Source organism: Aliidiomarina shirensis (assembly GCF_003987345.1).
In the GTDB taxonomy this organism is placed as follows: Bacteria; Pseudomonadota; Gammaproteobacteria; order Enterobacterales; family Alteromonadaceae; genus Aliidiomarina; species Aliidiomarina shirensis.
In genome coordinates, this window is sequence record NZ_PIPP01000001.1 from 749,407 (window position 1) to 761,545 (window position 12,139).

Below are 12,139 nucleotides of genomic sequence, written 5' to 3' on the forward strand. Positions count from 1 at the left end.
TGAACATTACCTTTCCATAACAACAGTGGCATTCAGCACGCTGATTTTAAATAGCCCGTTTAACTGAAGAGAAACTTTGAGATTATGAATAGCAGCCGAATTTTATTTGTTCTAGTGAGCATTGCTCTGGTTCTTTTTCAAGGGGTATCCAGCGCACAATCAGTTGTGCCCCCGGTACCAAACGTAAATGCGCGTGCTTACGTGATGATGGATTACACCACTGGCCAAATTATCGCCAGCGAGAATGCCGATGAGCTTCACGGCCCTGCCAGCTTAACCAAAATCATGACCAGCTATATTATTGGCCGCGAACTACAGAGCGGGAATATTTCTGAAACGGATATGGTTACCGTAAGTAGAAATGCATGGGCCCGCAACTTCCCCGGCTCTTCATTAATGTTTATCGAAGTGGGTAAGGAAGTTTCGGTAAAAGATTTAAACTATGGAATTATTATTGCGTCGGGTAACGATGCCTGTGTGGCTATGGCGGAGCATATCGCCGGAACCGAGGAAGCGTTTGCTGATCTAATGAATACCTACGCAGCGCAGCTTGGCATGAGCAATACAACGTTTGCCAATTCTCATGGCCTACCTGCCGATAATCAGCGCACTACTGCACGTGATATGGCTATTTTAGCTCGCGCGATGATTCGAGATGTTCCTGAGGAATATGAGATTTATAAAGAACGTGAATTTACCTTTAATGGTATTCGTCAGTACAACCGAAATTCACTATTGTGGGATAGAAGCCTAAATGTTGATGGCATGAAAACAGGCCATACCAATGAATCAGGTTACAGCTTGGTAACGTCGGCAGTGGATAACGAAACCCGTTTAATCACAGTAGTAATGGGCACAGCTAGCGAAGCCGCTCGTGCCGCAGAGTCTAAAAAATTATTAAACTATGGATTCCGTTATTTTGAAACAGTAACGGCGTATAGTGCTGGCGATCAAATGGCTACCCAACGTATCTGGGGTGGCGATGCTGATGAGATCATGCTCGGTGCTGGCGAAGATGTTGTGATCACGTTACCACGCGGCCAACGTCAGAATTTGAGCGCTAATTTTGTACTTGATAACGTGTTAGAAGCACCATTAGCTGAGGGCCAGGTTGTTGGCACTGTAAACCTAACGTTAGATGGCGAAGATGTTGCCAGTTTTCCATTAGTAACCCTGCAGGCAATCGAGCAAGGCGGGTTCTTTAAGCGTATAATGGATAGCATTAAGCAAAAATTTAGCGACGAGTAGTTTAAATCTGAGCCTATCGACACCATATAGTGGGTAGAAAGCTTATAACACATGCAAAATCTCCGCTTTCAAACGGAGATTTTTGTTTATTTAACAAGTAATTGATTTATTCAAGCCACCGTTAGCCTAACAAAATAAGCGGAGCTGGCTTGAGGAGCAGTACAATGAATACGAAATTTGATGAACTACTAGATTTTCCATGTGATTTCACATTTAGGGTAATGGGCGTTGCCTCGGAAACACTACCAGATGAAATCATCTCGGTTGTTCAAAAGCATGCCCCTGGCGATTACAGCCCAGAGATCAAGCCTTCAAGCAAAGGTAACTATTGGTCTATTTCGGTGTGTGTTGTGGTTACGAGTAAGCACCATGTGGAAACACTTTATCGCAGCCTATCCGATATCGAAGAAGTACGTTACGTTCTCTAAGGCCTAAATATTAAGCACCCTATTCCCGGCCAACGTTTACGCACTCGCAAATAATATTGAATAACCACACCCTTTATCGGGTGGAGTTCCCGATGCAGCGGAGTATAATAACCCGATGAGCAAGTTAATCATCCGCCAACTCCAAAATATGGCCTACGAGCCAGTTTGGAAAGCGATGCAACAGTTTACCGATTCTCGGAATGAGCTTACTGATGATGAGCTGTGGATTGTTGAGCATCCGCCTGTATTTACCCAAGGACAAGCCGGTAAAGAAGAACACTTGCTTGCACCCGGGGGTATTCCGGTTGTACCCGTAGATCGGGGTGGGCAAGTAACCTATCACGGACCCGGGCAGTTGGTGGTTTATTTTATGCTCGATATCCGCCGACGTAAGCTCGGTGTTCGTCAGTTAGTTACCGCCATTGAAGATACCATTGTAGCTATGCTTGCGGAAAAAGGCATCAGCGCGGCACCACGGCCAGATGCACCGGGTGTATATATTGGCGAAGAAAAAGTTTGTTCGTTAGGTTTACGAATTCGTAAAGGTTGCTCATTTCACGGCCTAGCATTGAACGTAAATATGGATTTATCGCCATTTTTAAGAATTAATCCATGCGGCTACGCCGGTATGGTAATGACACAAACTTCGGCCCACGGTGGGCCTGATAGTGTTGAACAAGCAGCTGAGCGTGTTGTGCAAATTTTCGCAGAACAACTTAGTTACATTCAGATTGAAGAACAAACGGGGCTGCCAGAACGTAATGTCTAAACAAGCAACGTCTATCAAAACGGCTAAACTCGAAGCCGGTGAAAAGCTGCGTGACGCCGATAAAATGTCGCTCATTCCAGTGAAAGTATTGCCAACTGAGCGCGAGCAAATGCTGCGTAAACCAGAATGGTTAAAGGTTAAGTTACCGCGCTCTACAGAGAAGATTGATAAAATCAAACGGGCAATGCGCAAGCACGGTTTGCATTCTGTATGTGAGGAAGCGTCGTGTCCGAACCTGCCCGAATGTTTTAACCACGGCACCGCCACCTTTATGATCCTTGGTGATATTTGCACGCGCCGCTGCCCTTTCTGTGATGTTGCGCATGGCCGGCCATTGCCGCCGGATCCTAAAGAAGCAGAAAAGTTAGGCGTAACCATTCGTGATATGGGAGTGAAATATGTCGTAGTTACCTCGGTAGATCGTGATGATTTGCGTGATGGTGGTGCACAGCATTTTGCCGATTGTATTCGTGAAATTCGTGCCTATACACCGAGTATCAAAGTAGAAGTATTAGTACCTGATTTTCGTGGCCGGATGAACATTGCTCTCGATATTCTTAGCGAGGAAGCCCCTGATGTGTTTAATCACAACTTGGAAACGGTTCCACGCATGTACAAAGCCGCTCGTCCTGGTGCAAACTATCAGTGGTCGCTTGATTTATTGAAGCTGTATAAAGAACGGCGCCCGGATGTACGCACTAAATCTGGCCTAATGGTTGGCTTAGGTGAAACCAACGAAGAAATTCTTGAAGTCATGGAAGATCTTCGTCGCCACAATGTTGATATGCTTACCATTGGCCAATACCTGCAACCAAGCCGTCACCATATTCCGGTTGCGCGTTACGTAACGCCGGACGAGTTCGCAATGTTCAAACGCGAAGCTGATCGTATGGGCTTTACCCAAGCTGCTTCAGGGCCCTTGGTTCGTTCTTCCTACCATGCCGATCTTCAGGCTGCGGGAATCGAAGTAAAATAAGCCTACAATCGTTGATTGTTCGCGCTTAATCGCATTTCTCTGGATTTATAAGCGGAAACAAGGTGTGATAGCAAGTTACCGCATCTAATTATAAATCTGGAGAAAGCTATGCGTTCCCTCATTACCCTGCTCTCGCTTTGCTTGCTTATCAGCAGCAATGCATGGGCAAACCCGGTAAAAACCGGTTATCTTGAACCTTCGCAAGAAATTATTGATATCGTTGATGCCGCCCCAGCACCAGGAGCAAGTTTAAGCTCTGATGGCAAAATGATGTTGGTGCTCGATTATCCAGCACTACCGATGTTGGAAGATCTTGCCGCATCGGAATATCGTTTAGCCGGTATGCGTATCAACCCTGATAACCAAACTACTGCTCAGGCGCGTTATATTTCAGGTTTCCGCCTAGTTGATGTCGCTTCCGGTGAAACCATGCAAATTCGCGGTTTACCAGAAAACCTTCGGGCTATTAGCGCATCATGGTCTCCCGATAACCGATACATTGCATTTGTACAAATGGAACAAAATGCCTCGCACCTATGGCGTATTGATACACAACGTGGCCGCGCTGCCCGTTGGTCGAAAGCCGACATCAATGCCGTTTGGGGTGTGCAGGTAGAATGGAGTAGTGACAGCAAATCGGTTTACACACTCACAGTTGATAGTGAGCGTGGCGCTGCACCACAGCGCAGTCGCGTTCCAGCGGGTCCGGTAATCACCGAATCTCGTGGCCGTTCAGCACCGGCTCGCACCTACCAAGATTTGCTTGCCGATAGCCACGATGAAGCGCTATTCGATTACTACTTTAGCAGCCAAGTTGCGCGTATTGATGAGCGTGGCCGCGTGCACAACCTTGGCGAGCCAGCTGTAATTAATAACATTAGCCTTTCACCCAACAGCCAATTTGTATTGGTTACTAACTTAGATAAACCGTACTCATACGCAGTACCACAGTTCCGTTTTGCCCGCACTACTGCGGTATGGAACACCCGTGGTGAAAACGTTTACACCGTTGTAGAACAAGCGCTTGCAGATAATCTGCCTATCGGTTTTGATGCCGTAGTACCTTCACGCCGCAGTATTAACTGGCGCAATGATGCCGATGCAACCTTAGTTTGGGCACATGCGGCTGATGGTGGTGATCCACGCGCTGATGTGGAAGTACGTGATCAAGTTTTCCAACTTGCTGCTCCATTTACTGCAGAGCCAAAGAAATTAGCTGATCTCACCTTCCGTTTTAGCCGCCTATTGGCCGCGGATGGAGAAACTGCATTGGTTTGGGAACGTTGGTGGGCCGATCGTAACGAACGTTTATGGCGTATTAGCCCAGACGGCGACGCCGAACCCGAACTCATTTGGGACCGTTCTTCGGAAGATCGCTACAACGACCCAGGCACACCGTTTACCAAGCAACTCGCAAACGGTCGCCGAGTATTGATTCTTGATAACGATCATATTTTGCTTACCGGCACTGGTGCGTCTGATGAGGGCGATCGCCCATTCATTGACCGCCGCAATCTTAGTACTGGCGAAACTGAGCGTTTATGGCGTTCTGAAGCACCTTACTTTGAACGGCCGCGCAGTGTTATTGATGCATCTGAACTTACCTTCCTCACCCAGCGTGAAAGTATTGATACACCACCGGATTTTTATATTCGTGATGTCAAAGACAACACGCTAACGGCATTAACCAACACGCCACACCCAATGCCACAAACGCTAGAGATATCGCGCGAATTAGTTAACTACGAGCGCGAAGATGGCTTGGCAATGTCGGCAACTTTATTCTTGCCAGCCGGGTATGACAAAGAAACTGATGGCCCGCTCCCTACTGTTGTTTGGGCATATCCTCGCGAGTATAGAAGCTCAGCAGCCGCTGCGCAGGTGAGTGGCTCACCTTATCGCTTCAACCGGATTAGCTACTGGAACCCCCAGTTCCTTGCAACACAAGGTTACGCAGTATTTGATAGCGCAACCATGCCAATTGTTGGTGAAGGCGAACAATTACCGAACGATACCTTTATCGAACAATTGATTATGAATTCGAAAGCCGTTATCGATTTCGGCGCCTCATTAGGTGTGAGTGACCCAGAGCGCTTTGCGCTTGGTGGCCATTCTTACGGTGCTTTCATGACCGCTAACGTATTGGCACATTCTGATCTATTTAAGGCTGGTATCGCTCGTAGCGGCGCTTACAATCGTTCACTTACACCTTTCGGTTTCCAGCGCGAGGAACGCACTATTTGGGACGACCCTGAGTTATACCAAACAATGTCACCGTTCTTCTCAGCACACCAAATCAAAACACCATTGCTATTAATTCATGGTACCGACGATAACAACTCCGGCACGTTCCCAATGCAGAGCGAACGCCTTTATCAAGCGGTGAAGGGCAATGGCGGTGTTGTGCGTTTGGTTATGTTGCCATTGGAATCGCATGGCTATCGCGCACGCGAATCAGTGTTACACATGCTATGGGAAACCGTAGAATGGTTAGATGAATTTGTGAAAAATGCGGATGTTGAAAGCGCTGAAGAAGAAAGCGCCGAGTAATGAACGCATCAATCTAGTTATTAATGTAATTATTAAGCGCCTTTCGGGGCGCTTTTTTATTGCGGCTCAAGCTGTTGGCGAATAAGTTGTATATAGAGAGGCGGTATTTCACCAATTTCGTGTTGCTCCATCCAAGTTTTTTCTGCAACCGGCTTCCAAGCGTATAAACCGGTTCCTTCACATGTTTTTGCCGGAAACAACCCGATTTTATCATTGTCGCTGGAACCTAAACGCCAAACGCCATTATGATCTTGCGTTGCCAATGGTTGTTCACTGAACTCCGCCCAGGGTAATGCGCGCTCAAACTTCTGCATTTCGTCAGGTGTAAGCCATTGCTTATCGGTAATCACTAAATTGCTCGCGGTAAAGTTAAATTCACCATTACAGAATTGGCGCGCAAGATCAGGATGCATCATATATTCATCAGCTAAACCGAGTGCATGGCCAAGTTCATGTTGCAAAACCTGTACGTTCGCATTGCGCTTTATATAGATAACACCATTACGGGTGTTCGCTAGGCCGGAATCGGTTAATACAACATGCAACTGCGGCACCGTATGTGCGTTCAGATTCAAAGCGGGATGATTTTCCGCCGTGGTAGGTTCGCACCATGCTCTCCCTAATTGCTCAGGGCAATCGGATGTATACGAGTCATGGCGCAAAACCGCGCAAAACTGCAGTGCGGTATTTCCTGACGATAATGCATCGGGAGATTCATGTTTTGGTGTTAGGGTTTCTCGCAAACGTTGATGCCAATACTCAGCAAGTAAGAAGTCATCTTCCTGACCATGAAAATTCAACTGTATATCACAGTGTTCGGGTTGGGCAATCAGCCGCGGGGCTGGCATCGATGAACTTGGCGCACTTACAACTGTACTTGCAGGCTTCGCCGTTTCTATCGCGATTGGATCGCCGGTATACCTAAGCACTAGTAGTATTGCGAGTGTCAGTATCAACGCCAGCGCAATAAAAACTGCCAATAATCTTGAAGTCGGCCCTAATCGTTTGCTACGCAATACCTACTATTCCTGCTCAGTGCGTATACTTTCACGTAAGCGTGCGATCTCAGAGCGAGCATAGCGGTGCTCAAGATAGGAATACACATTGGTTGATAACGCTAACTTGAAGAAATTAAGCGCATTGTAATTCTGACCTTGGGCTGCCGCTACCTTCCCCATGTAAAAGTAAGCCTCACATAGGCGATAATTTAGTTGCGCTTGATCTTCACTACCAGAAAATGCCTCACGAATGAGCTCATCTTCTGTTACCTCATTCACCAAGTACGCAAGAATCTTTTGCCCCCAAGGATCGGCATCTGCTTGCTCCCATTGCTCTCGTATTTGCTCGTCAGCTCTTCCTGAATCAAGCTCTTTCGCTGCAAAGTAATACCATATCACTCGAAATGGATCTTCGGTGTTCTGGAAGTAATGGTCAGCAAAGTCACTCATTGCTAAGTCAAACTGGCCGTTGTAGTAAGCCGCAAGCCCGCGATTAAGGTAAACAAAATCATGATTGGGGTTCAATTCGATTACACTATCAAATGCCTCAAATGCACCGCTATATTCACCACGTTCAGCAAAATAAATACCCAATGAGTGATACGCGTCAGCCATATCCGGCTTAAGTTCGATCGCTTGGTTTATATCCACCAAGGATAAGGTTTTTAATCCTAAATAATCGAAGGTTACCGCCCGGCGAAGCAGTACATTTGCTTTCTGCTCATCATCAAGTTCAGCATTGTAGAGTATCTCGGTTAACTGTAATAATTCGATTTCCATATTCTGATCAGCCGGCAACGGCTCTACCAAGTAGAGCTGGGCATCGCGGTGCCCCGCTACTTCAATCGTTTCTTCTGGGCTATCAGTAGCTGCCGGATCATCCGGAGACACGGTACAACCCGAGATCAGCAAAATACTCATTACTGAACCAATAACCAAGCCTGTTTGCTTGTTCAAAAACAATCGTTTCACAACATGCACTCCAAATATGAAATCTATTAAATCATTACACCACAGATACCAGTTACAAAAAAGCCGCAGAATTTAACTTCCGCGGCTTTTACGTTTACTGACAATGATTAACGCTACAGTAATTACTCAGCGTCAGTTTCACCGGCAGGTGCTTCTTGCGCTTCTTTCATGCTCAAGCGCACACGGCCTTGGCGATCGATTTCCAATACTTTCACTGGAACCGTTTGGCCAACCGTTAAGTACTCATTCACATCTTCAACGCGCTTGTCGCTGATTTGAGAAATATGTACTAAGCCATCTTTGCCTGGAAGAATGGTTACAAACGCACCGAAATCAACGATACGTGCAACTTTACCTTCGTATATGCGCCCTACTTCAACTTCAGCCGTTAACGCTTCAATACGCTTAACTGCGTTTTGCGCTGAGGCGTCATCGGTAGCAGCAATTTTAATTGTGCCATCGTCATCAATTTCAATAGTTGTACCGGTTGATTCTGTAAGTTCACGAATCACCGCACCACCCTTACCAATTACATCACGAATCTTCTCTGGGTTGATTTTCATGATGTGGAAACGTGGCGCGAAATCAGATACATCATCACGAGCCGTGCTGATAGCCTGGTCCATTACAGAAAGAATGTGCAAACGAGCCGCTTTGGCTTGTGCCAACGCTTGTTGCATAATTTCTTTAGTAATACCTTCGATTTTAATATCCATTTGCAAAGCGGTAATACCCGTGCTGCTACCAGCCACTTTGAAATCCATATCGCCGAGGTGATCTTCATCACCAAGAATATCTGAAAGCACTACGAATTTATCACCTTCTTTCACCAAGCCCATTGCGATACCCGCAACTGAAGCTTTAATCGGTACACCCGCATCCATCAATGCTAATGAAGTACCACAAACAGAAGCCATTGAGCTTGAACCGTTTGATTCGGTGATTTCCGAAACGATACGTACTGTGTATGGGAATTCATCTACATTTGGCATCACTGCCAACACACCGCGCTTCGCTAAACGGCCATGGCCAATTTCACGACGCTTCGGAGAACCTACCATACCGGTTTCACCAACACAGTACGGAGGGAAGTTGTAATGCAACATGAAGCGATCCGTACGTGGACCCATGATCTCATCAATGTTCTGAGCATCACGTTCTGTACCCAAGGTGGCGGCAACAATTGCTTGCGTTTCACCACGTGTAAATACAGAGGAACCATGAACGCGCGGAAGTATACCTGTACCTACGTTGATGGCACGAATCATATCCGGTTCACGACCATCAATACGCGGCTCGCCAGCAGTAATGCGCGTACGCACAACTTTTGATTCTAACGCGTGGAAAATATCGCCAACTTCTTTATCGTTCACTGAATCATCTTTTTCTTTCAGCTCAGCAATAACTTCTTTTAGTGCTACACCTAAAGCAGTTTTGCGTTCGCCTTTATCAGTGATGCGGTACGCTTCACCAATTTTGCCTTCAGCTAATTCTTTTACCGCGGCGATTAGAGGCTCATTCTTCGCTGGTGCTTGCCAATCCCACTTCGGAGTGTTCACTTCTGCAGCAAATTCATTTACTGCTGAAATTACCGATTGTAATTGTTCATGACCGTACATTACGGCACCAAGCATTACATCTTCACTTAAAAGGTTTGCTTCAGATTCAACCATCAGTACCGCGGCTTCAGTACCTGCTACAACCAAATCAAGGTCAGAAGTGCTTAATTCTGCTGGCGTTGGGTTTAATACGTATTCGTTATTAACCACACCTACGCGCGCTGCACCAATCGGGCCATTAAATGGAATACCCGAAATAGCTAAAGCTGCTGAAGTACCAATCAACGCCACGATATCCGGGCTAACATCTGGGTTTAAAGAAACCACAGTAGCCACTACCTGAACTTCATTGTAGAAGCCATCAGGGAATAAAGGACGGATTGGGCGATCGATTAACCGACAGGTTAGGGTTTCATTTTCTGATGGGCGGCCTTCACGTTTGAAGAAACCACCTGGAATTTTGCCCGCAGCGTAAGTACGCTCTTGGTAATTCACGGTCAATGGGAAGAAATCAACATCTGGACGGGCTTCTTTTTTGCCCACTACGGTCACTAAAACTGTTGTGTCATCCATGCTTGCCATAACAGCACCTGTTGCTTGACGAGCGATAGCGCCCGTTTCTAGGGTTACTGTGTGTTGGCCATACTGAAATTGTTTAATAATCGGATTCACGTTTTCTTTTTCCTTTAACTTACTTTCTCAAATTCGCCCTTTCTTTTCTGGGCCCTGTGCTTTCTTACTTTTCAATTTTCACAATCATTATAACGGATACTTGGCCAACAACGAAATACAATGGCAAAGCATCTGTAAACATCCTGACGAAACCTAGCGCTGAAAAACAACAAAGGGGCCCGAAGGCCCCTTTGTATGCGCAATATTAACGACGCAGTTCTAAACGTTTAATAACGTCTAAGTAGCTAACTTCGTTTTTACGCTTTAGGTAATCCAACAATTTACGGCGTTGGCTTACCATACGCAACAAACCACGACGCGAATGGTGATCGTGGATATGCTTCTTGAAGTGACCTTGCAAATGGTTGATTTGCGCGGTTAACAGAGCTACCTGAACTTCAGGTGAACCTGTATCGCCTTCTGCACGTGCGAAATCTTTTACGATTTGAGCTTTAGTTTCTGCATTTAGTGACATAATGTTACTCCAGTTTAATGATGCCCGAGCCAATCACTAATTCAGCTCAAGCGAAGAGCGCGAATTATACGCACCCATAGAATGAAAAACAAGGCTTTGTGGGCCCAAAAAAACCTTTATTGCGCATCCGGTAAAGTTAGTACTCGTTTCGGCCAATACTCGCCATTGGGTCTGCGCTCCGCTACCCCAAGAAATTGCCCTGTAGCTTTATTCCGAACTCGCACTAGGCTTGGTTCAATAGCCAGCTCACCGTTTTCATACACTGGCTCCGGTGGTGTGTTTAGTGGTTGACCATGCAGCAAAGCATAATCATCTTCGTGGCTAACCAGCATCTGTGGAAGTTGTGTTACCGGAGCATCAACAGGTAACAACAGTGCGTCTAAAGCCGCATAATCAAAATCAGCGGGATCATCGCGTTCACTTACCATTGCCTGTAAATCAGCTAATGGCACCATATCTGCACTTGGATAATCGCCAACGGCGGTGCGGTGTAAGCTCTTCACGTATGCACCACACCCCAGTACTTGGCCTAAATCATCCACCAAAGAGCGAATATAGGTACCTTTGCTGCAACGCACATCAAGGGTAACGAAGGGCAAATCAATGCTCACAACCTCTAAACTATAAATAGTAATTGGTCTTGCTTCGCGCTCGATGGTAATACCGCGGCGGGCATAATCATATAGCGGCTTACCCTCGTGCTTTAAAGCCGAGAACATGGATGGTACCTGTTTGATATCACCGCGAAACTGGGAAAGTGCTTGTTGAACCTGTTCAGCAGTAACATGAACATCTTTGCGTTCAACCACTTCGCCATCGGCATCGCTGGTATTCGTACGAATACCAAATTCGGCAACAACCCGATAAGCTTTATCAGCATCGAGTAGAAATTGAGCAAACTTAGTTGATTCGCCTAAACACACAGGAAGCATGCCAGTAGCGAGAGGATCCAGAGCGCCGGTATGGCCGGCTTTCTGGGCATAAAAAACTCGTTTTACTTGTTGCAGAATACGGTTTGATGATTCGCCAATAGGTTTATCAACGAGAATTACACCATCAATTGCTCTGCCGCGTGTTTTCCGCGCCACGTAATCACCTAACTGAATTAATCGTCTTGCTGGTTTTTCTTTTCATCTTGCTCACGCGCTTCTCGAACAAGTTTCGCCATGCGAATACCTTCCGATAAACTGAAATCGTGAACAAAGCGTAGGTTGGGTGTGATACGTGATTTAATACGTTTACCCAAAAGTGAGCGGATATAGCCAGAAGCATCATTTAATACTTGTAGCGCTATTTTTACTTGCTCTTCTTCATCTTGCAAGAAGGTAACGAAAACCTTCGCGTAAGCGAGATCTCGTGAAACTTCCACATCGTTCACAGTTGGCATAACCACCCGTGGATCTTTAATTTCTCGTTGCAAAATCATGGCGATTTCACGCTGCATTTGCTGCGAGAATCGATCTGTACGATTATATTCTTTCTTCATTGAAAC

Annotated in this window: 11 protein-coding genes; 5 read left to right on the forward strand and 6 right to left on the reverse strand. The window is 46.1% G+C overall.

All coding sequences use genetic code 11. From position 1 onward, the window contains the following. Window positions 1–84 precede the first annotated feature (84 nt). The 5 genes from CWE13_RS03535 to CWE13_RS03555 all read left to right on the forward strand — a co-directional run bounded on the left by CWE13_RS03535 (window position 85) and on the right by CWE13_RS03555 (window position 5,971). Complete coding sequence (locus tag CWE13_RS03535) at window positions 85–1,248, forward strand: D-alanyl-D-alanine carboxypeptidase family protein (RefSeq protein WP_126805950.1); 1,164 nt, start codon at window positions 85–87, stop codon at window positions 1,246–1,248. Window positions 1,249–1,412: 164 nt separating this feature from the next. After that, on the forward strand, window positions 1,413–1,676 hold the full coding sequence (gene ybeD, locus CWE13_RS03540; RefSeq protein WP_126805952.1) for a DUF493 family protein YbeD: 264 nt from the start codon (window positions 1,413–1,415) through the stop codon (window positions 1,674–1,676). Between the two features lie 115 nt (window positions 1,677–1,791). Next, window positions 1,792–2,445, forward strand: coding sequence for a lipoyl(octanoyl) transferase LipB (lipB, locus tag CWE13_RS03545; RefSeq protein ID WP_126805953.1), 654 nt, complete (start codon window positions 1,792–1,794; stop codon window positions 2,443–2,445). Further along, window positions 2,438–3,421: a lipoyl synthase gene (gene lipA, locus CWE13_RS03550; RefSeq protein WP_126805955.1), complete on the forward strand. Its 984-nt coding sequence runs from the start codon at window positions 2,438–2,440 to the stop codon at window positions 3,419–3,421. Before lipB ends, lipA begins: the two co-directional genes overlap by 8 nt. A 108-nt stretch (window positions 3,422–3,529) precedes the next feature. Beyond that, window positions 3,530–5,971 carry a S9 family peptidase gene (locus tag CWE13_RS03555; RefSeq protein ID WP_126805957.1) on the forward strand — a complete coding sequence of 814 codons (2,442 nt, stop codon included), beginning with the start codon at window positions 3,530–3,532 and terminating at the stop codon, window positions 5,969–5,971. A gap of 56 nt (window positions 5,972–6,027) precedes the next feature. Here CWE13_RS03555 and CWE13_RS03560 read toward each other — a convergent pair whose 3' ends face one another. The 6 genes from CWE13_RS03560 to rbfA all read right to left on the reverse strand — a co-directional run bounded on the left by CWE13_RS03560 (window position 6,028) and on the right by rbfA (window position 12,133). Next, window positions 6,028–6,987 carry a hypothetical protein gene (locus CWE13_RS03560; protein WP_126805959.1) on the reverse strand — a complete coding sequence of 320 codons (960 nt, stop codon included), beginning with the start codon at window positions 6,985–6,987 and terminating at the stop codon, window positions 6,028–6,030. A 6-nt stretch (window positions 6,988–6,993) separates the two neighbouring features. After that, window positions 6,994–7,941 (reverse strand): lipoprotein NlpI, encoded by a 948-nt coding sequence (gene nlpI, locus CWE13_RS03565; protein WP_126805961.1) that lies wholly within the window; start codon window positions 7,939–7,941, stop codon window positions 6,994–6,996. A 122-nt stretch (window positions 7,942–8,063) separates the two neighbouring features. Then, window positions 8,064–10,172 (reverse strand): polyribonucleotide nucleotidyltransferase, encoded by a 2,109-nt coding sequence (gene pnp, locus CWE13_RS03570; protein WP_126805962.1) that lies wholly within the window; start codon window positions 10,170–10,172, stop codon window positions 8,064–8,066. Between the two features lie 205 nt (window positions 10,173–10,377). After that, complete coding sequence (rpsO, locus tag CWE13_RS03575; RefSeq protein ID WP_007419105.1) at window positions 10,378–10,647, reverse strand: 30S ribosomal protein S15; 270 nt, start codon at window positions 10,645–10,647, stop codon at window positions 10,378–10,380. Window positions 10,648–10,763: 116 nt separating this feature from the next. Further along, entirely contained in the window at window positions 10,764–11,735 is a 972-nt protein-coding gene (gene truB / locus CWE13_RS03580; protein WP_126805964.1) for a tRNA pseudouridine(55) synthase TruB, read from the reverse strand. A 17-nt stretch (window positions 11,736–11,752) separates the two neighbouring features. Beyond that, complete coding sequence (gene rbfA / locus CWE13_RS03585; RefSeq protein ID WP_126805966.1) at window positions 11,753–12,133, reverse strand: 30S ribosome-binding factor RbfA; 381 nt, start codon at window positions 12,131–12,133, stop codon at window positions 11,753–11,755. Window positions 12,134–12,139: the final 6 nt, after the last annotated feature.

Excerpts from the sequence above, each read along its gene's own strand:
- CWE13_RS03535 (WP_126805950.1), top strand. The coding sequence starts at position 85 with ATGAATAGCAGCCGAATTTTATTTGTTCTAGTGAGCATTGCTCTGGTT.
- ybeD (WP_126805952.1), top strand. The coding sequence starts at position 1,413 with ATGAATACGAAATTTGATGAACTACTAGATTTTCCATGTGATTTCACA.
- lipB (WP_126805953.1), top strand. The coding sequence starts at position 1,792 with ATGAGCAAGTTAATCATCCGCCAACTCCAAAATATGGCCTACGAGCCA.
- lipA (WP_126805955.1), top strand. The coding sequence starts at position 2,438 with ATGTCTAAACAAGCAACGTCTATCAAAACGGCTAAACTCGAAGCCGGT.
- CWE13_RS03555 (WP_126805957.1), top strand. The coding sequence starts at position 3,530 with ATGCGTTCCCTCATTACCCTGCTCTCGCTTTGCTTGCTTATCAGCAGC.
- rpsO (WP_007419105.1), bottom strand. The coding sequence starts at position 10,647 with ATGTCACTAAATGCAGAAACTAAAGCTCAAATCGTAAAAGATTTCGCA.
- rbfA (WP_126805966.1), bottom strand. The coding sequence starts at position 12,133 with ATGAAGAAAGAATATAATCGTACAGATCGATTCTCGCAGCAAATGCAG.